Origin of the sequence: Fibrobacter sp. UWS1, from assembly GCF_002300445.1 — a bacterium.
In the GTDB taxonomy this organism is placed as follows: Bacteria; Fibrobacterota; Fibrobacteria; order Fibrobacterales; family Fibrobacteraceae; genus Hallerella; species Hallerella intestinalis.
The window spans coordinates 824675-846833 of the sequence record NZ_NSGW01000001.1 but is presented as its reverse complement, the minus strand read 5'-3'; the positions used below and the strand labels follow the sequence as shown (position 1 = coordinate 846833).

Here is a 22159-nt window from a genome sequence, read left to right as displayed (position 1 = left end):
CAAACACGGGGAATTTTATCGCCCGGAACAAAAGCGCATAGGCGTTTCGGAGCGAAAATACCGGAAAAATGTACTTGCCGACAAAGCTTTTAAAAATGGAGAACGAGCCTTCGAAAAAATCTTAATGGTGCTTGGATTTTTAAAACACCACCAGATCATTTTTGTGAATCAGTTCCTCGGGAAAATCCTTTCCGAGAAATTCTTTCACCTGGGACGTTTTCTTTTTCATCACCAGTTTCAGCGTTTCGCTGTCGAACTTGGCGACCCCGCGAGCGACCGGATTCTTTGCCAAATCCAAGACCTCGATTAAATCGCCCTTGTCAAAATGCTTTTGCACCTGCACGACTCCCACCGGAAGCAAGCTCGAATGCTTTTCACGCAAAGCCTTGACGCCGCCGTCATCGACAAGCACGCTGCCTCGTGGAGTGGTGACAAACGAAAGCCAACGCTGCCGACTGTTCAACTTCTTTTTGGAAGCCGCAAAAAAAGTTCCCTCGGCGTTTTCAAAAACGACTTCGTGCGGAAGCACTTTTAGGCCGTTTGCCAAAAAGGCGTTGCAGCCGCTTTTCGTCACATTGCGAATCGCTTCCAGTTTGCTTCTCATGCCTCCCGTACTGACCGCGGAACCGGCTTCGCCGGGCTTGCCAGCAAGAGCGAGCACTGCGGGCGTAATTTCCGGTACAAAGCGAAGAAGGCGCGCCTTGGGATTTTTCTTGGGGTTGTCGTCAAAAAGGCCGTTTTCATCTGTAAAGATCAGCAGAAGATCGGCATCCAAAAAGAGGGCGACGTCGCTGGAAAGTTTATCGTTGTCGCCGACCTTGATTTCGGCAACCGCCAGCGAATCGTTTTCATTGATGATGGGAACGATTTTATGGGCAAGCATCGCTTCGATTGTATTCTGCAAATTTTTATAACGCTGACGATTTCGAAAATCATCCGCGGACAAAAGAATCTGCCCAACAGACAACTGCACCCAACGAAACATTTCCCGGTAAGCGTATATCAAATCGATTTGCCCCACGGCGGCACAGGCCTGCTTTTCGGCCATGACCGTCGGCTTTTCCTTGTAACCGAGTTCCGCCATCCCCGTCGCCACAGCACCGCTTGTCACGAGAACCACTTCTTTGCCCGCTTCCATCAACTGCGCGACGGAATCTGCGAGCCTTTGTATGTAACGGGTACGAACGCAGCATTTTGCCGAATCCACTAAAATGCGGGATCCGATTTTAATGACGACGCGTTTAGATTCATCCAAGATATTTTTGCGCAATTCACTCATTTTTTATACCTACAAATTAACGGCAGACCAAAAGACGGATAGAATCCAGACGAATCTGCGGGGAAAGCGCCGTTTTCTTTCGGACGGCGACATTTTTCCGGAGAGCGTCCAGAACGGGATTGTTTTGCGCTTGACCGCGGAAAGTGAGCAGGTGATTCATTCGCTGGTATTCCTGTTCCGCACGCTCCTCTACTTTCTTTGCCGACTCCATTGCCTCGATTTCCATTTTCTGCGAAGCAATCCGCTTGGCAAGGGCGTGACCAGTGCTTGCAAAATAGCGCAAGGTTTCCGTCACTGCGGGAACTTTTTGCGGCACATTGGCGTTGCGCATTTTTCCCGAATCCACTTCGGACAGCCTTTCCGAACAGTCCTTGCCCTGCGCATCGATCAGTACGCGAATCATCTTGGGACCAGCAATGTCGGCAAGCCCCCATGCGGCGGGAATTGAAGGCTCTATGACAAAATTATATTGCATCATCAGGCTCTTGCATCCCGCATTGTCCCAGATGACACAGGCGGTAAGTCCCTTTCCAGAAGCCGTCGCTAAATCCAAAACGCCCTGCGCCAAAGGATGTTCAAAGCTCAAGAACGAAATTTCATCGTGCTGCATGGCTACGGTGCGGTCAAAAGTTCCTGTCAAAGCGCCTGCACCACCTGCCGATTTTTCATCCTCGGTTTTTCCGCTCTGCGATGCGGTCTGCGAAAGGAGCGTCGTCGTCGGCATTCCGGGAATCGACCCCGCTTCGACCTGCGGCCCTGCGCTAAACACGAGACTCGTCGGAACGCTTCCCGGTTCCACTTCTACACCAGCGGCTGTCAGTGTTTCTATCATCAGCGTTTTCAGGCGTTCGTCCGCATCTACGCGGCGGATTTCGCTCGTGATGATTTGGGAAACCTGCGGGTCGCGCGAATTGAATTCCAAAAGTTTATCGCGTCCCTTTTCGATATTCTTGCGCAACATTTCACTGTCGCCTTGAACCAGGGGAATCGTATCCTTCATAAACTTTGAAAGCTTCGTTTTGGGTTCCGCCATGGCGGCAATCAGCGTTTCCGTGTATTTGAGGAAAAGTTCACCGCCGCTCATCAACGGAGAACCGAAAGCCCCGAGTCCCTCGTGATACCAATGGAATATGACTTCCTGAGCGCTTCCCTTCACATAAGGAACGTGAATCCGAATCGTCTCCGTTTGTCCGATTCTATCCAAACGTCCGATGCGCTGTTCCACCAAGGCCGCGTCCAGCGGCAAATCAAAGAGAATCAAGTCGTGGCTGAATTGGAAATTGCGTCCCTCGGAACCGATTTCCGAAGCGATCATCAGCATCGGTCCACGCTCGTCGGCAAAGCTCGCCGCCGCCCGGTCCCTAGCGAGAATTGACATGTCTTCCGTAAAAGTGACAAAAGCGTTTTCGCCGACCTCTTCGGCAAGCACCGAAGCAAGAGCGCTGACCACGTCGGGATTTTCACAGATTAAAAGAACCTTGTCGCGCAAATGTTCCTTCAAAAAATGCAAGAGCCACGGAATGCGCTCGTCTTCTTTCCAGGTCGTCTTGTATTTCGTGACCAAAAGCCCATTGACCAGAATATCAAAAGAATGATCCGGGTCCGCATCGCTCGCCTTTCCGACCAGGGCGCGATACTCGGCATTCGGTTTCAGCTCTTCCGCAAAGAGTTTCCGGGAAGGAAAACCGCCCACGCTTTTTCGCGTATTCCGAAATACGACAGAGCCGGTTCCCAGCGCATCGACAATACGGCGAACCCATTCCCCCGCAGTCATCTCCCGGGAATTTTCCTGAGAAAGCCATTCCCGAATCGGAGAATTTTTGGGCAAGGCATTGTTCAAGTCGTCCCAGTCCATCGGGTCGTCCGAATCGACAGGCAGCTTCGACAAATCCCGCGCGATTTTCTGGTAGGATTCTTCGTCTTTCAAAAATTCCGAATAATTGGTAAAGCGAATCGGATCCAGCATTTTCAAACGGTTGAAATGCGATTCCGGCTGCAGCTGGAGAGGCGTGCCCGTCAGCAAAAGAAGTCCCTTGGTGCGAGCGGCTATCGAATTCACCAGCAGATATTCCTTGCTCGTAAAGTCGTCTTCACAAATCAAATGGTGCGCTTCATCGACAATCGTCAAGTCCCATTCCGCCCGCAAAAAATCCTGCATGACCGCGGGCTGGCTCATCACAAATTCCACGGTACAAATCACATTGTTTTCCTGTTCAAAAGGATTCACAATGTCCCGCGCATCGGAAGTCGCATTTAAAAGCCCATGAATATAGCCCTCATCCACCAGAGTGAAAACATGGTTAAAACGGCGGAGCATTTCGGTCATCCATTGATGCTTCAACGATTCCGGAACCAAAATAAGAGTACGCACCACACGTCCGGTGCTGTAAAGCGAATGCCAAATCATCCCCGCTTCAATCGTCTTTCCCAAGCCGACTTCATCGGAAAGCATCAAGCGCGGAAGCGCACTGGAGCTGCAAGCGCGTTTGCACAAATAATACTGGTGCGGAATCAGATTGACCCGAGGGCCTATCATGCCGCGGACCGGAGAATTCTGCCATTCGCACGAAAGTGCCGTCGCTGTTTCTCGCCGCACAAATTCTTTGTTGTCGGCGCAGCTTCCACGGATCAACTGCGAAAAAATATCGGTCACTCGCAGCGATGCCTTGGGTATCAAATCGGATTCCTTCATTTCTCGACCGCCGCGCCCCAAATAGATGGCTAGGCCGTTTTCCATGCGGATATTTTCTACGGCAAAGGAAATTCCCTTTTCATTTTTGGCGTTTTCCCCAATGGTCAAAAGGTAACGTTTCAGGGGAGCCGACGAAATCCGATAAATCCGGGACTGCTTTACCGCCGGAAAATCGATGACAACATTTTTGAACTCTATTTGGCGAACTCGCCCTACGCCGAGTTCCGGTTCCTGTTCACTGGTATAACGCTGGCCTATTTGAAATGTACTCATGGTGCGCAAGTTAGCATTTTTTATAGATTTGGGAACAACTTATGAACTGGTTTTATATCGATGAAAGCATCCTCGAAGGCGAACGCCGCCAAGGTCCCGTCCAACTTGCCGATTTGCAAGCCCTTCAGGAGCAAAATAAAATAAACGACACGACGCTAGTATGGCACAAGGGACTCGATAATTGGATTTCCTGGAAAGAAGCGCGCGAAAAGGAAGCCGAAAACGATCCGCAGGCAAACGAATTGCTGCTCCGGGAAACCGTCGAATCGATTTTGCGGGAACGGGCTGAAGAATGGCAGCAGCGCGCCTACGCCGGATTTTTTATTCGAGCTGCCGCATTCCTTATCGATTGGATTCTCATCGCCGTCCTTTGGGAAATTTCCGCCCAGATTTTGGGAATGTTTTCCGTTTTTGACCTTGCCGCGACTTCGGAAGCCGCCAATGCTCTGATTGAAAAATACACCGAGGACCCGAGCTTCGCCAAGTTTTCCACCGAATTTTCAAACATCCCGGGCATGACAGGGCTATCCCTTTTGTGGCTGGGCATCCAGACCATCTACTTTGTCGGCTTCAACGGATTTCTCTCGGCAACGCCAGGAAAACTTCTCTTCCGCCTGAAAATCGAAAGAGCCGACCACCACGCGCTCAAGCTTTCCGGAGCCGTTGTCCGTTACATCTTTAGTCTGCTTACCCAAGCGACGCTCATCTTCTACGGCATCGGCTACATTCTGGCCATCATCGATCCCCAGAAACGTACCCTGCACGATTTCTTTGCTAAAACCCGAGTGGTTTATGCGCCAAAATCCGAGAGCAAAAGCAAGCCGGAAAATTCACCGGAGGATTAGTTTGTATGGATTATTTTCTCATTTCCCCAACAGGTGCGCCCCTTTCCGGAGAAGTTGAAATTTCGGGAGCCAAAAATGCCGTTCTCGCCACCATGACAGCGGCTATGCTCGCCGACGGCACAACGACTCTCACCAATGTCCCTTACCTGCGCGACACTAAAACCATGTCCAATGTACTCCGTGTTATCGGATGTCGCATTGACGGCGGCGCCCACGAATTCAAAGTGGATTCCCACGGAGCGAACCACTTGGAAGCTCCCTACGAATTGGTGAGCACTATGCGCGCGAGTTTTTACGTTTTGGGTCCTTTGGTCGCCCGATTCGGACGCTGCCGAGTCTCTTTGCCCGGAGGATGCGCCTGGGGTCCGCGACCCGTCGATCTCCACTTGAAAGGACTGGAAGCTCTTGGAGCAAAAATCGAAGTCACCCACGGATATGTCGAAGCGACGAGCGACGGTCCCTTGCCCGGGGGCAACTTCCGCTTTCCCATCGTTTCTGTCGGTGCGACGGTAAATGTTCTGATGGCGGCTACCCTCGCCAAAGGCACGAGTGTCCTAGAAAATGCGGCTATCGAACCCGAAATTGACTCCCTGATCGATTTGCTCGAAAGCATGGGAGCCAAAATCGAAGGCAAAGGCACGCGCTCCCTCGTTGTTCACGGCGTTCCCGAATTGCACCCCGGATTCAGCAAGACCATTCCCGACCGCATCGAAGCGGGTTCCTTTCTATGCGGCGGAGTCATTTCCCGCGGGAAAATCAAAGCGACCCATTGCAATCCGACGCACATCAAATCGCTGCTCGACATTTTTGAAGAAATGGGTTGCACCGTGAACATCGGCGCGGATTGGGTGGAAGTCGATGCCTCTCGTCGGGATTTGAAACCCGTCCACGTCGAAGCCGTTCCCTACCCCGGATTCCCGACTGACCTTCAGGCCCCGCTCATGGCGGTGCTCGCGACCGTTCCCGGTGAAAGCAAAATTCGCGACTCGGTTTACTTGGACCGTTTCAAGCATGTCGCCGAACTCAACCGGCTAGGGACAAACATTTCCTTGGAAGGCAATGTCGCAACCATTAAGGGCGTCGAAAAATTGCAGGGCGCTCCCGTTATGGCTTCGGACTTGCGCGCGGCAGCGGCTCTTGTGATCGCCGGACTTGTCGCCGACGGAGAAACCCGAGTCAGCCGCATTTACCATCTGGATCGCGGTTACGAAGATTTTGAAAGGAAGATCGCCCAGCTCGGCGGAAAAGTTTCCCGGCTAAATGACCAAATTCCTGCGGAATAATTCCGTCCGTTTCATTGTCGTCGGTTCTCCTTCCCTTCTCGCAAACCGGTCAATGTCTGCGTTTTTTCGGCGCATTCCTTTTTGTCCAACGTAAATCGTATCCTCCTCTCGATCGGCAGTGCAATGCCCCAATTCATAGGCGGAAGCCACTTCACGACTATCGTCCTTTACTTCCTCTGGAATCGTCGCTGCAACCGGCCAGCAAAGTCGCCAACGCATCCATTTCCTAGAAATTTTGCACAAACGAATTTATTTTCCATTGCTTCGATGTTTGCCGATCACTTCAATTCCACATTCCAATTAACTGCTAGCCGCTAATCCCTAATTTGTTTCCGGGATGCAAAGCCCCATGAGTCTTGGGAACTTGTTCCCTTAGACGAATTGTCCCTTCCAGGGATACTTCAACTATGGAATCGAAGATTCCTAGTTTCAGGGATGCGCCGCCGTGGCAATCTTGGCTGCGGCACGTCATTGCGAGCAAGGCCCCATGAGTCTTGGGAACTTGTTCCCTTAGACGAATTGTCCCTTCCAGGGATACTTCAACTACGGAATCGGAGATTCCAAGTTTCAGGGATGCAAAGCCCCATGAGCCTTGGAAGCTCTGCTTCCTTTAGGCGAATTGTGCAAAGCCGTGGCAATCCTATCTGCGGAAAAAAGGATTGCGTCTCCCCCTTCGGGATTCGGGGTGACGGTCGCTTTCAAATATGGCTGATTTTCTCCTTGGCGGGTACGCAATGACGAATAGTACCAGTCTCCTCGAAGAGAGCACAAGTCATCGTCAGCACTCCGTCATTGTGAGGAACAACGCTACACGACTCTTGTACATAAGCTAACTATAGTCAAATTAAAAAGACGGAAAAGCACTTGCCTTTCCGCTTTCTATTCATCGCTAAAATCGCTTACTTGTTCTTTCCGAAAATCACGACGCTGTTGTGTCCGCCAAAGCCGAAACTGTTGGACATCGCGTAATCGAAAGAATGTTCCACGGAGCCGTTCGCACAGACATCCAGCTGAATTGCCGGGTCCTGTTCCTCGACGTTAATCGTACCGTGAACTTTCTGATCGAGCAGAGACTGGATGGAAATGATGCCTTCGATAGCCGACGCGGAACCGAGCATGTGCCCGATCATCGACTTGGACGAATTGATTTTGAGGTTTTTGACATCGCCCTTGTAGATTTCACAAATCGCTTTGCATTCCGCCACATCGCCCAGAGGAGTAGATGTTCCATGCGTATTGATGTAGCCGACTTGTTGCGGTTCGAGTTTCGCATCGCGGAGGGCGTTTTCAATAGCGAGCTTTACGCCTGCGCCATCTTCTCGAGGAGCGGTAATGTGGTGCGCATCCGCCGAAAGACCAACTCCCGCGATTGTCGCCAAAATTTTAGCTCCCCGCTTTTCTGCATGGCTTCTGCTTTCCAAAACCATCACTGCGGCACCTTCGCCAATCACAAATCCGTCTCGATTTTTGTCGAACGGACGGGATGCTTTTTGCGGGTCGTCGTTGCGACGGGAAAGAGCGTGCATATTGGCAAAGCCTGCGAGAGAAACCGGAGTCACCGCTTCTTCCGTTCCGCCAGCAACCATCACGTCGGCGCGGCCCAAACGAATCTGGTCGGCTGCGGCGATAAGCGCATGGTTCGAAGAAGCGCAAGCCGAAGTCGTGACGAAATTCGGGCCCATAAATCCCAGACGAATGGAAATTTCTCCCGTCGCCATGTTGGTAATCGACATCGGAATGAAGAAGGGGGAAACACGACGAGGTCCCTTTGTCGCTAAAGCGGCGGAACCGTCATAATAAATATCCATGCCGCCCATACCGGAAGCGACGATCACGCCAGCGCGGGACTTGTCCACTTTTTCCAAGTCCAGTCCGGAATTTTGAACCGCGTGCAGAGCCGAATAGACCGCATAACGGATATTGCGGGAATAGCGTTTCTGGTCGCGGGCACTGAAATACATGGAATCGTCAAATTCCTTGACCTCAGAAGCAAAATGCACATCGTAAGCGGTCGTGTCCATCTTTTCGATATTCGAAACTCCGGACTTGCCTGCAAGCAGATTTGCCCAAAGCGTATCCGGATCATTTCCCAAGGAGGAAACACAGCCCATTCCGGTAACAACAACTTCTTCCATTTTTGATTCCTTTTGTTAAAGGTGGAGAACCGCCTAGAAAGGGGTCCTCTTTCGTTCAGAATAATACAAATTTATAAATTTGATATTAAATGACTTTTCAAAATAAAACTGCGCCAAATTTGGTCTGGATGGATTTGGAAATGTCCGGATTGAATCCGGAACACGACGTCATTCTCGAAATCGCCACGGTCGTGACCGACGCCAACTTGAAAATTTTGGGAAAAGGTCCCGTTATCGCCATTCACCAGCCCGAAAATATTCTGAACGGCATGGATGATTGGAACATCCGGCACCATACGCAAAGCGGACTAGTAGAGCGGGTTCGCCATTCCCGATACGACACGGCAGCCGCCGAAAAAGCGACTCTCGACTTCATTCGCCAATATACGGTGAAGCACGATCGGGAACACAGTGGCAACCTTCTCTGCGGCAATTCCATTACCCAGGATCGCCGATTTCTCTACAAGTATATGCCCCAGATTTCCGAATGGCTCAGCTACCGGAACATCGATGTTTCTTCCATCAAAGAGCTCGCCTTCCGATGGTTCCCCAATTTGCCTGAATTTGAAAAGCAGGAACGCCACCAGGCCCTAGACGACATTTTGGAAAGTATCGCGGAACTGGAATATTACAAAAAGACGATTTTTCATCTCGCCAAATAGCGATGCAACCCATAAAAAAAATTCCCCCCGCCCTCCGATGGTTCAACCGAGTCCTTCTGATTTTGATTGCGGTTTTGGTCGTCGTCCAATGCGCCCGCTGTTCATCCGAGGACGCCGAAAGCTCCAGCGAAAAAAACATCAAAGAAACGCAATCCCTTGTCGCCGAAGCCCTAGCTGATTCCGCAGTCGATTTGGCAGCAACGCCTTCCGCTTCTCAAACGGATTCGGCGAAATCCCAACCCGCAAAGCCCGACCTTTCGCACGTTTACGCCCAAAAGGACACCGGACTAGCCCGTCTCATGGACACTTTCCTGCGCCGGTATCATCCGGATTACGCCATTTACCTTGCCGTCGATGCTCATACTAACGAAATCATCGCCTGGGGAGAACGCAAGGACGGTGCCATTCAAAGCACTCCGGATTATCTTTCCCGCGCTTCCTTCCCGGCGGCAAGCCTCGCTAAAACCGTGACGATTGCGGCGGCTTTTGAATCCAAGCGTTATTCCATCCACACCGAAATTCCCCTGATTGGAAAAGCGCACACTCTCTACAAGCGCCAGCTCAAAATTCCCGAAAATTACCGAGGTCCCATCACGCCGCTCCACTTGGCGTTCGCCAAATCCTACAATGCTCCGATGGCCCTTGTCGGCATGAATGTCGGAGCCAAGCACCTCCGCTCCGCCGCCGAAAAACTCGGATTCAACCGAAATTTTTCTCAAGGCATTCCCGAACGCAGCAACTATTCGCCCCCCGATTCGGGCTACGGACTAGCCGAAGTCGCCAGTGGATTCACCAAAAGTACGACCCTTTCACCGCTGCAAGCCGCCGGAATCGTCCGTGCGATTCTCATGAAAAAATCGTTTGAAATTCCCTGGGAAAAAAGCGGGGCCAAAGGGTTTGCACCCACTCAACCGATTGCTCTGGGCATTGAGCGTTTTTCGGACAACACCTATTTTGGTCTTCGGCAAGCGATGGTCGCAACCGCCACCGAAGGCACCGCCCGCAAAAATATATCTACACGAAACATTTCCCGAAAATTTTTTGCCGACCTGGAAATCGGCGGCAAAACGGGAAGCCTCGACGGAACGGATCCTCAAGGACGCTACGACTGGTTCATGGGATTTGCCCAAAGCCGGAAAAATCCAGAAAAATCCGTCGTCCTCGTCGTTTTGCAAGTTCATGGCGAACGCCGAACACAAGCATCCACGCTTATCGCTTCGCTTCTCATCAACTACTGGGCAAAGGAGAAATAAATGCCTGACTTCACTTGGTGGAATTTAATTCCCACCCACTTTGACGGAATCGCCTTGCAACTGGGCAGTTTTCCGGTGCATTGGTACGGTCTCATGTATCTTTTCGCCTTCGCCACGTGCTATATGGTCATTTGGAAGACCAACCAAAAGCACGGCATCGGCATCCGAAAAGAACAGCTGGACAGCTTCGTCACCTGGGTTATCGCAGGAATTCTTATCGGCGCGCGGCTCGGCTACGTTTTCTTTTATAATCCGTCGCACTATCTGACAAGCCCTTTGGAAATCATTTCGCCGTTCCGCTATGATTCCGATTTGGGATTTACCTTTGTGGGCATTTCGGGAATGTCGTATCACGGCGGGCTTATCGGAGCCGTCGTTTTTGGAATCATCGGGATGCGCAAAAACAAATTGCCGGTTTGGGAAACGCTGAATCTCGGCTTTTTGGCGGCTCCTCTTGGATACAGCTGGGGACGCTGGGGCAACTTTGTAAACGGCGAACTTTTCGGCGAAGTCACGACAAGTCCTATCGGGATGCTCTTTCCCATGGCGCACGATTTGCAACTGCGTCACCCGTCGCAACTCTACGAAATGCTTTTTGAAGGCGTCATCCTCTTTGGGATTCTCTTTTGGCTCAGCCATTACAAAACATTCAAAAAACAGATGTTACCCCTCTACCTGATGGGCTATGGCACTTTCCGTTTCTTCATCGAATTTTTCCGGCATCCGGACAATTTTCTGGGGCGCAACGACCTGATCGGTATGAGCCGCGGACAAACGCTCTGCGTGTTGATGATCGTCGCCGGCATCGTCCTTTTCATCTGGGAGCACCGTCGGGAAATTAAAATGCAGCGTTCGCAAAAATCCCAAGAGATTTCCAAGCCTGCTCCAGTAAAATGATTTTTTATCTTTCGCTTTTTCATTCCCTCATCGCCAAAGCTCATTACAGCCAAAGGAAATTTTTGTGGAAAGCATCAACCAAGTTCTGGATTCTATAGACGGCATTGTCTGGGGCATTCCCCTGATTGTCATCATTCTTTTTGTAGGGCTTCTGCTGACGATTCGCTTGGGAGGTCTGCAAGTCGTCAATCTCAAAAATGCGCTGCGCTATGCCATTCGGAATGAAAACGACGGCAAAGGCGATGTTTCCAGTTTTGAAGCACTGTGCACCGCACTGGCGGCGACCATCGGCACGGGCAACATCGTGGGCGTCGCGACGGCAATCGGCACGGGCGGCCCCGGCGCCCTTTTCTGGATGGAAGTCGCCGCCTTTCTCGGTATGGCAACCAAATATGCGGAAGGCCTGCTCGCCGTCAAATACAGAACGGTCGGCAGCGATGGTTCCATTCTCGGGGGGCCATTCTACTACATTCAATTAGGCATCAAGGAACGTTTCGGCTGGAATTTCAAATGGCTCGCCGTTCTCTTCGCCGTATTCGGCGTCTGCGCGGGGCTTTTGGGAATCGGAACCATCACACAAATTAACGGCATCGCTTCGGCAGCAAATTCCGTCATTCCTTCGGGAGAATTTATCGCCATCGGCAACCACTCGGTTTCCTATACGACGGCAATCGCTGGCATCGTCATTTCCATCTGCACCGCATCCGTTATCATCGGCGGCATTCGCCGCATAGCCAAAGTCGCCTCCATCATCGTTCCGTTCATGGCCATTTTCTACATACTCGCCTGCATGACCGTTCTGCTTCTGAATTTTTCCCAAATTTCCACCGCAGTCGAAACGATCGTGCGGGCAGCTTTTAACCCTGCCGCTGTAACCGGGGGCGTTGTCGGATCTATCTTTATCGCCATGCAAAAAGGCATTGCCCGCGGTATTTTCAGCAACGAAGCCGGACTCGGTTCCGCTCCCATTGCCGCGGCGGCAGCCAAGACCAAAGAACCCGTCCGCCAGGGGCTCGTGTGCATGACAGGCACTTTTATCGACACCATCGTGATTTGCACAATGACAGGACTTGTCATCGTTATCGGCGGAACCTGGGAGCCTTCTCTAGGACTTGAAGGAGTAAACATCACCCTCGAAGCGTTTCGCAAAGGCCTGAGCTTTATTCCAATGGGAGGAGCCATCGCTCCTTACCTGCTGACCATTTCGCTGGCATTCTTTGCTTTCACCACCATTTTAGGCTGGTCGTACTATTCCGAAAAGTGCCTGCAATTTTTGATCGGCAAGAGCCATCGGAAAAAACTTGCTTACCGTTGGCTTTATGTGGCCGCCGTCTTCATTGGTCCCTATCTCACCGTGAATGCGGTTTGGACTATCGCCGACATTTTCAACGGACTGATGGCATTTCCAAACCTGGTCGCTTTGATTCTTTTGAGCGGCTGCGTCGCCAGAGAGACCAAACGATTCTTCGCCAAATTCGATTAGGTTTTTGCACGTTTCATTTTGAAAATCCGGCTTGAAAATTTTCAGGTCGGATTTTTTTTGTAGAAAATTTTTCGCCATCTTTTGGAAAAGCAAAAGGATGAACCATCATTTGTGCAAAATCGAAAATGCCAGAGTATTCTCAACTCTAAACCTCTGCTATCGCGTATGACGAGTTTGCAAAGAGGCGAGTTTTTTTTGAAGTGCGAATCTCATTTCTCAGAACAAACACATCTTTAAACTTCCTGTAGCAAAGAGAATTTTTTTCTCGCAGACGTGCGCGCTTCAAGGCTTCTTCCTGATTTTTGAACTGCATTAACGGTTTCTGCAACAGGTCCAAAAGGGAGAGCGGCGGCTAGACCTCCACGTATTCCTGGCGTCGGGAACGAACGGAATCATCCGCCCTTCGTTCATTTTCGCATAATCCGTAATCATCGCCACGTCCTTCTGGAATTTTCTTTAAAGTTTAATATTCAAATCGGTTGCTGCCCTTCGATGAACTCAGGACCGCTAGCCAAACCACTTTACTCAAGTAATTTTTAGAGGAGGCTGTCATTTTATGCGTTTGAATTTTTGCTTGGCAAATGGCAATGATGGATTTGTCTGTTTGCAAAAAAGGGAATCTTCTTATGGAAGAGCTTGCTGTGCTAAATAGATGGCCGTCAAAGACGGACTCTCGACCAAAATATTTCGCTTGTTGCTGAGTGATGAAGTGTTTTTATTTTGAGAAAAGGAAATAATTCTTCTATTTTTTATTTTGAATGTAGAACAGTTTTGATGGGTGATATTATTACATGAATAATTACTCTAGATATAATGACAGTAAACTGAGTATTCAAATTACGGAAGAGCCTGTAGTTTTGGATTTATTCGCTGGTTGTGGAGGTTTGTCATTAGGTTTTGAATCGGTTGGCTTTGAAACAATCGGTTATGAAATGGTTCCTGAAGCGGTTGATACTTATAATAAAAATCTCAAGGGACATTGCTTTTGCGATAAACTTTCTGTTGGCTATGAATATCCGAAGAACAAAAACATTGATATTGTCATTGGTGGCCCACCTTGCCAGCCGTTTAGTGTATTCGGTAATCAGTTGGGAATGAAAGATGTACGAGACGGTTTCCCCATTTTTATTGATGCCGTCGCTAGATTACGGCCAAAGGTTTTTATGTTTGAAAATGTGAGAAATCTTGCTTTTTCTCATAGAGATTATTTGGAAATGATTTTATCAGAATTGAGAAAGGTTGGCTATATTATTGAAATGCGCGTGCTGAATGCCGTCGGGTATGGTGTCCCGCAAACGAGAGAAAGACTAATTGTTGTGGGGCATCAATCTAAATTTACATATCCTGCGGAGTCCTTGGTAAAAATTACTGTTGGAGATGCGTTAAGCGATTTGATTGAAATTGTAGAAGACCCTACAAAAATATTAACACCAAGGCAGGATGAATATATTGCAACCTATGAAAAAAAATCGCATTGTAAGCGACCGCGCGATTTGCATCAGGAATTGCCGTCGAGAACGGTAACGTGCAGAAATCTTGCTGGGGCGACAAGTGACATGCTGCGGGTAAATCTGCGCGATGGAAGACGTAAACGGGTGTCTGTTCGAGAAGCTGCTCGTCTACAAAGTTTTCCTGATTGGTTTGATTTCTGCGGCAACGAGACAAAACAATACAATCAAATTGGAAACGCAGTTCCCCCTATGTTAGCGCACCACATTGCAATGTCCGTCAAGGAAACATATTACAAGAAATGCTTGCCCAATGATGAAATTGTGAAAATCAATAAAAAAGTTGAAACGGAACTTAAATTACGGAACATTTTGAACCCAGGGAAATAAAGCTTTATGATAAGCCATTTTAAAGGAAACAAAAAACCTCAACTTCAAAAGCTCTATCAGGATTTTCTAAAGATTCTTGAAGCGGTGGGTATTCCTACAAATGATTTAAGTGATCGCGCCAAAGAGAAAATGGTTGGTGCATGTTTAGCTATTGGCAATGCAAAAAAATCTCTGTCGGAATTGATTTCTCGTCAAGTTTCCGATGCTCAAAAAACGAGAGATATTATCAACTACGAAAACAAATATTTCGCTGAAAAAATATCTTTGGGTTCCTATGATGATATAAGAAGAAAAGACTTACTTGCTCCTAAAGAAGCCAATGTAGTGATGAGTTCTGCTAGTTTTGAGGATCAGGCGACCAATTCACCAAATAGAGGCTATATTTTAAATCCATTATTTGTTCATCTTGCCAAGCAATATGGCAAACCAACCTGGGAAGCTGCTTTAAAAGATTTTATGGAAAAGAATGCGCTTCTCAAAGAAAAATTAGCAAGAAAACGGGAATTGTCGAAAATTCCTGTTACATTGCCCAATGGCATTGTCCTGAAATTATCTGTCGGCGAACATAATGAATTACACAAGAAAATCATAGAAGAGTTGCTGCCGCGATTTGGCTTTGGTGCTGAAGTTCTTTATATTGGAGATACAGAAAAAAAACTGTTATATGTAGAAAACGAAAAATTAAAGAACCTTCATTTTTTCACATTGGGACATGAGGAATTACCGGATATTGTCGCCTATAGTGAAGAAAAAAACATTTTGTATATGATAGAAGCGGTACATTCATTTGGACCGATGAGTGAAATTAGAATCAATAAGATAAAACGAGCCCTTGAAGCAACTAATGCAAAAACGGAATTGGCTTTCTTTACGGCGTTCCTTGATAAAAAAACATTTAGAAAATGGTGTGAGTCTATCGCCTGGGAAACGGAAGTTTGGATTGCCGATAATCCAGATCACTTGATACATTTCAATGGTTACAAGTTTCTAGAGATTCATAAATAAAAACTTGTAAGTCCTATTAAATTGGTTTTGAAATTTTTATGACTAGATAGTCGTCCCTTAAAAAGGTCACTTTGCGAACGCAAGATAAGGACGTTCGCATTTTTTGTTCATTCCGTTCCACAGAAGGCAAAAAAAGTATAGCCATTCCAACAGGACAAAAAAGCGCCTCATGGCCCTCTTGAAGTTGAACGCCGCTGCTGCAAGCTTTGCATTGAGCATATCGCCAAAGATTCCCTTGTAGAAATTTCTGCCCATACGGTGATCGCTTTTCAGATGGCCGTTGATAGGCTCGATGCCAGCCCTCTTGCAAAAAAGATTGTGTGCCTTTTTCTTCTGGTAGTAAGTCGCGTTTTTCTTCGGGACGTCGGGTATCACGATCTTTGTCGTTCCGGATTCCTTTTGTCCGCGGTAGCCTCGGTCGCATGCGGCCTGGCTCGGCCTGAATCCAAGCATTTGTTCAACATGGTCAAGCGTATCGTCTATCGTATGTCCGTCATACTCGTCCCTGAACGCGACTGCGCCGACGATGATGCCGTTGTAGCTCCGGGCAATTGACACCTTGTTGCCGAACTCGTATTTCTTGTGTTCCTTGCCCTTGCCGATGCATTTCACTTCGGGTTCGTGTAGCGAATAGATTTTGTCCTTGTCGCATTTCTTCTGTGCCAGAACTTTGTAGAAAAGTTCAATTTTTCCTTTGTACGTACCCGACAGATTTTTCTTCGAAAGATTCCGTTCCATTTCGCGGACGAGCCGTCCCGCGATGGTTTTCAACCTGCGATCCGCCTTGTGAGCCTTTTTGGCGTTTTTCGGGTGATTGCGGAAACGCTGGTCACGATGAATCTTCTTCAAGGTTCTCTTGTAGGACTGTCTCTGCGGAAGGCCGTGTTCTTCCACGATTTTCTGCACCTGCTCTATTATCTTGTTCGCAAGTTTGGCGTCTGTAGGGAACGTGATGTTCTTTTCCTGCACGGTCGTGTCAAGAAAGACCGTGCCGCATCCTGTCGGTCCTTGTTTATCGTGGTCATCGTTGACGAGGATACTTTCCTTGAGGATCATGTCCAAGCCTTCCTCGCCGATCTTATGCCGGAAGTGGACAAGTTCGCTCGGGTCGCAGGGTTGCTCCGTCGAGAAGAACCGTTCTCCGCAAAAGTACTGGTAATAGGCGTTTTCCTGGAACTGCTCCACGACGGACTCGTCCGATACGTTGCGGATGTGCTTCAGGATGATGAGCCCGGTCATGAGACGGATCGGCTTGTTCGGCGCACCCATTTTGTCGTCAAACAGTTTCGAAAACTCGGTCTCGAACTTGTTCCAGTCAATCTTGTTCGCAAGAACGTAAAGGGGATGCTTGTGGTTCAACTGCTCCTCAAGGGAACAGAAAAGGCTTGTCTGGGCGGAGGATTTTGGCGGTCTGTACATGGGAAAAATTGCAAGGTTTTCAGTCATATTTTAGAAAACCTTGCAATATTTTCACAGGGTAGAAATCAATTTTTCCCAATAGTTATGCGGGCTGGGCGGGATTTTAAGGGACGACTAGATAACACCATTAAATGTCAAAGACGGACTCTCGACCAAAATATTTCGCTTGTTGCTGAGTGATGAAGTGTTTTTATTTTGAGAAAGGCTAGAAGGGTTTGGGAAATCCCGACGTAAGGTTGTGCATTCAATCGGAATTTCCCCTTTGGATGGCGGCTATTTTTCGTCTGCGCTGTTTTTGCAGCAGCATTCCCCGTCGCCGTGTTCGTGCTTTCCGCAGCATTCCCCGTCTCCGTGCTCGTGCTTCCCGCAGCATTCCCCGTCTCCGTGCTCGTGCTTCCCGCAGCACTCCCCGTCTCCGTGCTCGTGCTTTCTGCAGCATTTCCCGTCTCCGTGCTCGTGCTTCCCGCAGCATTCCCCGTCTCCGTGCTCGTGCTTTCCGCAGCATTCCCCATCGCCGTGTTTGTGTCTTCCGCAGCAGTGATGCCCTGCGTGCTGTTCGAGTTCCTGAAGTTCTTCGGCGCTCATCGGGTCGGCTTTCACCACTTCAATAGCAAAGTGCAGCGTCTTGCCGGCGAGTTCATGATTCATATCGATGATGACGTTATCGCCTTCGACCCTGGAAACCGTCAGCGGAAGAGGACCGTTTGGGGTGTTGGCGTAAAATGTCATGCCCGGTTCAATGGAATCCGCCTGGAACGCGCTCTTGGGAATCGGACGGACGAGTTCGGGATTGTGTTCGCCGTAACCTTCGGACGGAATGACGTCCACATTGAACTTTTCGCCGACTTCTTTGCCGTACATCGCTTTTTCAAGACCGACGACAATCATGCCCCGCCCTTGAATGTAGTTCAAAGGTTCTTTGCCGATGGAGGAATCGATGACGTTTCCGTTGTCGTCCGTAAGCGTATAGTGGATGGCGACTTTGGTATTTTCTGCAATGGGCATGGTTTATTCCTTGTTGAAATGGAGTCAAAAGATAAAAAGAATTTGATAAGGCCGATGGCTAGAACGATGGCGTTTTATTTTTCTTTACCGCTTTGACGGTTTCCCGCAGCTCCTTGGGCAGTGGCGAATCGACGGCGATGCGTTTTCCTTTCCATTCAAATTCCAATCGAGTGCTGTGCAAAAACAGCCGCTTGAGCCCGAATTCCTTTTTGAAATTCCGGTTGAGTGCGAAATCTCCATAGCGGGTGTCGCCCAGAAGCGGGTGTCCAATGCTGGCAAAGTGCGCGCGAATCTGGTGCATCCGTCCTGTTTCCAAGCGGACTTTGACCAGGTCGTAGCCGTTGAGGTGCTGCTGGACCGTGTAGTGGGTGATTGAACGCTTGCCGTCTTTTTCCTCGGTTTTCATTTTGGAACCGGATTTGGAATCGGTGCGTTTTAAAGAAATGTCAATGGTGCCTTCGTCTTTTTTCAAGTTGCCCTTGATGAGAGCCGTGTAGGTCTTTTGAATGGCGTGCTCGCGGAGCATCCGGGTCAGATCCCGAAGGGAGTCGCCGTAAAGTGCCGCGATGATCAGGCCGGATGTGTCGGCGTCCAAGCGGTGGGCGAGAGTCGGCTTGAAGTTCAGTTGCTGATCCTTTCCCCATTGCCACAGCATTTCGACAAGGCTTTCGCCTTTGCGCGTTCCTGTTCCCGGCTGGCTGGCGATTCCCGAAGGCTTGTCCAGAATCACAAAGTCCTCTTTTTCCAGGGCGAACACCAGATTCTCTTTGACGAATTGGCGGTCGGCAAATTCCGGTGAAGAACCCCAGCTTTTTTTCACGGGGACTTCGTTATTTTCCGAAACGCTTTTGAAATTCTCGTAGATATCGACCGTATCGCCGTCGTGAAGAATTTGCATCGCTTTGGCGCGAATGCCGTTTACCCGGACTTTCTTTTTGCGGAGAATGGCGAAAAAAGTGGAGAGCGGTTCGTTGGGGAATGCCTGCCGTAAAAAACGGTCGAGTCGCATGTTCGCAAAATTTCTGTCGATGATTCGGGTAATCATAAAAGGCAATCTAGCAATTTAAGGCTTTGGCGCGGTTGGCGAGTTTGATTCCGTCCGCAGCGCTGGTGACGATCCCGCCTGTGTATCCGGCACCTTCGCCAAGGACAAACAGGCCTTTGACGGAAATGCTTTCCAGAGTTTCCGGGTTGCGGAGAATGCGCAGCGGGGAACTGGTCCGGGTTTCGGGGGCGACGATCAGGCCTTCCCGAATAAAGCCCGGAATTTTCCGTTCGAATTGTTCAAAACCGTCAGCGAGGGAATTGCAGATGTTGGCGTCTAGGATTTCCCGAATGTCCGCCGGGACGACCCCCGTGGAAAAAGTGCTCTTCGGGAGAGCCGCGTCGATTTTCCCCTCCAGAAAAGAACGGATGGTCTGGGCGGGAGCCGTGTAATTTCTTCCGCCGAGTTCAAAGGCTGCTTTTTCAAAGCGACGCTGCATTTCGATTCCCCCGAAAAGGGTTTTGCTTTGGGGAATGGGCACGACAATGGCTCCGTTGGCGAATTTCCCGTTTCTTTGGCTGTAGCTCATGCCGTTGGTGGCAAGGGTCTCGTTTTCTGAAACGCAGGGGACAAGGACTCCGCCGGGGCACATGCAGAAGCTGTAAGCGGCAGAAGTCCCGCCGAGCGTTTTGGCTGTCAGGGCGTATTCTGCGCTGCCGGTCAAACGGGTGTCCGCTTGCGGGCCGAGTTGCCGCAAATTGATGAGCGACTGGGGATGTTCCACCCGAACTCCCAATGCAAACGCCTTGCTTTCCAACGCGACGCCGCGTTCGTGCAAAAGGGAATAGAGGTTTCGTGCGGAATGCCCCGGAGCAAGGACGAGAGCGTCGGCATCCGTCCATTTTCCGTTGAACTGGAGCCGGGAAATCTCGCCGCCCGAAATGTCGATATCTTCCAAGGCGGTGTGAAAGTGCAGCGTCCCGCCTAGGGACAAAAATTCCGCGCGCAATGCCCGCAGTAAAAGCACCAGACGGTCCGTGCCGATATGCGGTTTGGCAAATGTCAGCACGTCTTTGGAAACGCCAAATCGAACCATGTCTTCAAGAACCGCGCTCGAATAGAGATTTCGGGTCCGCGTGTTCAGTTTCCCGTCGGAATAGGCGCCTGCGCCGCCTTCGCCAAACAAAATATTGGAATGCGGATTGAATTTCCTGTCGCCGAAAAAGCGGTGGATGTCCTGAAAGCGTTCTTCGACGGGACTTCCTTGCTCGTAAAGTTCCACGGAAAATCCTTTGCGCGCAAGCGAAAGAGCGGCCCAAAGCCCGGCAGGGCCTGCGCCGACGACATGGACTTTTCGAGACAGGGGAATGGAATTTTTGAATGCATCCGAATCTAGCGTTTCCTTTTTTTCCGTAGCGGGAACCAGCCAGTGTGTCGTCGGCAGGCGTTTCGCGATTTCAAAACGGACGTTGTAGCTCCAATGCGGAGAGTTTCGCTTGCGGCTATCCAACGCAAACCTTTCGACTTCCAGATTGAAGATTTCGTCTTCGCGCACATTCAGAGCGTGGGCGAGCGCTTGGGCGACCAGACCTTTTTGGGACAGGGGAACGGAAAGTTCCCGGAAATGGTATGGATTCAGGAGCATCGTTTGGGTTTGGCGAAGGGTCGCCAAGTGGATTTGTTCAACTCGGCAGAAAATATACTCTAATGGCGTCGAGTCGCCAAGTTGGTTTCTTGGTCTGCGGTTCCTTTTCCGTACTTTCCGCCTTTTTTTGTAACGGGTTGCCGGTGAAATTTTTCAATTGCGTTAGCGGGAGCAGCCCGCAGGGTTCGAAAACGCTTTCGGGAAGCGTTTTTGAACGAAGGCTTTGCCGATGAACGCCGTGAATACAAGGCAAAGCCTTAGCGCAATCCCGCGACCGCCGCAGGCGGGAACGCCCGGGTGAAAATTATTTTTTCTTCAGGAAATAGGTGTATGCCGGTCCCAGTGACAGGTATTTTCCGGGCAAATCCTTGTTCACGGTGCTGTAAACCAGGACGGGGCAGTCCAGCAGGTAATTGGGAGTCTTTTCTTTTTCAATAAGTCCTACGATGAGAGTGTCCCCGGAAGGGTGGATGCCGATGGAGCGGATGATTTTTTTGTCCGTGTAGATTTGCGCGGGGAAGACGAGAGTCTTTTTGCCACCGACGGATTCAATAAAGAGGGTGTCCACGAAGAACGCGTCGTCGATATTGCCGGAACAATTTGAAATGGAGTCCAGCAGGAGAATGCTTTCGTCGTAATGGAGCGAGGTGTCGTAGTGAAACCCTTCTGTGTCTCCCCATTCGTTCTGGCAGCCTGCAATAAGCCAGCAGCTTACGAGTAAGGATAGGAACGTAATTTTGTTCATCGGATGCCCCTGTTAATATTTTGGAGTCCCCATGGTCACCCATCTGGAGGCTATTCCTGTATATTCTCCCGCTTTTTTAAAAACGGGTTTCTGAATGGAATTTTCAAAAGTTTCTTCCCATGGGTCAAAGAATTTTCCATCAACGTTTCCATAGCGGTAAACGATTTTGGGCTCAACGCCATAGCCGCCTTCTTTGAGAATATTTTTGGAAACGGCATTTTTAAAAGATTCCCAAATCCCTTGCTTTCCCTTAATCCAGTTTGAAGCAAAATCCCTTTCTGTATAATACGAGTAACGATGGCAGGTTTTTAGATTCAGAACTCCGCATCGATATGATTTAGAAAACCAGATGGATTGTGAGCTGTAGCCAAGGATTGAATGAACTCCATTAAACCATGGTTCTTGATTGGATTCCCCATTTTTAAAAACAAGGCAAGAATTTAACATAACCCAATATGTTTTTCCTCCAAAAGATTTAGACGTATTGAAAACTCGGGTAGATTCTTTCCACATTGTTATGGCATTAACCCGTCCGTGCCCGTTGTAAAAAACGAAATTATAGTCGTTCGTTTCGGATCCTTCAAAGCGTTCTTTTGTCACTTGGCTGTTTTCGTATTGCTTCGCGAATTTTCACCGTCAATGCGACTGATATAGGTTGAATCGGGAAGAAAAAAAGTTCCCTAGGGCTAGCCCCTGGGGAACCTGGCCGAAACTT

The 22159-nt window shown here is 49.4% G+C and carries 17 protein-coding genes; 8 read left to right on the top strand and 9 right to left on the bottom strand.

What is annotated here, in order from left to right; all coding sequences use genetic code 11:
• Nucleotides 1-139: 139 nt before the first annotated feature.
• Nucleotides 140-1279 (bottom strand): glutamate 5-kinase, encoded by a 1140-nt coding sequence (gene proB, locus BGX14_RS03575; protein WP_073303717.1) that lies wholly within the window; start codon nt 1277-1279, stop codon nt 140-142.
• A 16-nt stretch (nt 1280-1295) separates the two neighbouring features.
• On the bottom strand, nt 1296-4244 hold the full coding sequence (gene rapA, locus BGX14_RS03570) for an RNA polymerase-associated protein RapA (RefSeq protein WP_095879077.1): 2949 nt from the start codon (nt 4242-4244) through the stop codon (nt 1296-1298).
• 41 nt (nt 4245-4285) lie between these two features.
• On the opposite strand from rapA, the gene BGX14_RS03565 reads away from it, so the two are divergent.
• Together BGX14_RS03565 and murA are read left to right on the top strand one after the other, a co-directional pair.
• Nucleotides 4286-5089 (top strand): RDD family protein, encoded by an 804-nt coding sequence (locus BGX14_RS03565; RefSeq protein WP_073303714.1) that lies wholly within the window; start codon nt 4286-4288, stop codon nt 5087-5089.
• Between the two features lie 5 nt (nt 5090-5094).
• Complete coding sequence (gene murA, locus BGX14_RS03560; protein ID WP_095879076.1) at nt 5095-6372, top strand: UDP-N-acetylglucosamine 1-carboxyvinyltransferase; 1278 nt, start codon at nt 5095-5097, stop codon at nt 6370-6372.
• Nucleotides 6373-7271: 899 nt separating this feature from the next.
• Here the strand turns inward: murA and fabF are convergent.
• Nucleotides 7272-8507: a beta-ketoacyl-ACP synthase II gene (gene fabF / locus BGX14_RS03550; RefSeq protein WP_073303707.1), complete on the bottom strand. Its 1236-nt coding sequence runs from the start codon at nt 8505-8507 to the stop codon at nt 7272-7274.
• 89 nt (nt 8508-8596) lie between these two features.
• Between fabF and orn the strand changes: the two genes are divergently transcribed.
• From orn to BGX14_RS03520, 6 genes are all read left to right on the top strand, one after another.
• On the top strand, nt 8597-9169 hold the full coding sequence (orn, locus tag BGX14_RS03545; protein ID WP_095879074.1) for an oligoribonuclease: 573 nt from the start codon (nt 8597-8599) through the stop codon (nt 9167-9169).
• Between the two features lie 2 nt (nt 9170-9171).
• Nucleotides 9172-10422 carry a penicillin-binding transpeptidase domain-containing protein gene (locus BGX14_RS03540; RefSeq protein ID WP_095879073.1) on the top strand — a complete coding sequence of 417 codons (1251 nt, stop codon included), beginning with the start codon at nt 9172-9174 and terminating at the stop codon, nt 10420-10422.
• Nucleotides 10423-11319, top strand: coding sequence for a prolipoprotein diacylglyceryl transferase (gene lgt / locus BGX14_RS03535; protein ID WP_095879072.1), 897 nt, complete (start codon nt 10423-10425; stop codon nt 11317-11319).
• A gap of 64 nt (nt 11320-11383) precedes the next feature.
• Nucleotides 11384-12802 (top strand): sodium:alanine symporter family protein, encoded by a 1419-nt coding sequence (locus tag BGX14_RS03530; protein ID WP_095879071.1) that lies wholly within the window; start codon nt 11384-11386, stop codon nt 12800-12802.
• 791 nt (nt 12803-13593) lie between these two features.
• Entirely contained in the window at nt 13594-14640 is a 1047-nt protein-coding gene (locus BGX14_RS03525; protein ID WP_095879070.1) for a DNA cytosine methyltransferase, read from the top strand.
• A 6-nt stretch (nt 14641-14646) separates the two neighbouring features.
• Nucleotides 14647-15645 (top strand): BsuBI/PstI family type II restriction endonuclease, encoded by a 999-nt coding sequence (locus BGX14_RS03520; RefSeq protein WP_078776985.1) that lies wholly within the window; start codon nt 14647-14649, stop codon nt 15643-15645.
• 66 nt (nt 15646-15711) lie between these two features.
• On the opposite strand, the gene BGX14_RS03515 is transcribed toward BGX14_RS03520, so the two are convergent.
• The 6 genes from BGX14_RS03515 to BGX14_RS03490 form a co-directional block, all read right to left on the bottom strand.
• A complete protein-coding gene (locus BGX14_RS03515) occupies nt 15712-17064 on the bottom strand; it encodes an IS5 family transposase (protein WP_198951137.1) in 1353 nt (450 codons plus the stop codon).
• Nucleotides 17065-17337: 273 nt separating this feature from the next.
• Complete coding sequence (locus BGX14_RS03510; protein WP_095879069.1) at nt 17338-18069, bottom strand: peptidylprolyl isomerase; 732 nt, start codon at nt 18067-18069, stop codon at nt 17338-17340.
• A gap of 58 nt (nt 18070-18127) precedes the next feature.
• On the bottom strand, nt 18128-19114 hold the full coding sequence (locus BGX14_RS03505) for an RluA family pseudouridine synthase (RefSeq protein WP_078776987.1): 987 nt from the start codon (nt 19112-19114) through the stop codon (nt 18128-18130).
• 10 nt (nt 19115-19124) lie between these two features.
• Entirely contained in the window at nt 19125-20699 is a 1575-nt protein-coding gene (locus BGX14_RS03500; protein ID WP_233126393.1) for an NAD(P)/FAD-dependent oxidoreductase, read from the bottom strand.
• A 304-nt stretch (nt 20700-21003) separates the two neighbouring features.
• Entirely contained in the window at nt 21004-21444 is a 441-nt protein-coding gene (locus BGX14_RS03495) for a hypothetical protein (RefSeq protein ID WP_095879068.1), read from the bottom strand.
• Nucleotides 21445-21456: 12 nt separating this feature from the next.
• Nucleotides 21457-22044, bottom strand: a complete 588-nt coding sequence (locus BGX14_RS03490) for a DUF6345 domain-containing protein (RefSeq protein ID WP_095879067.1) — start codon at nt 22042-22044, stop codon at nt 21457-21459.
• Between the last annotated feature and the right edge of the window lie 115 nt (nt 22045-22159).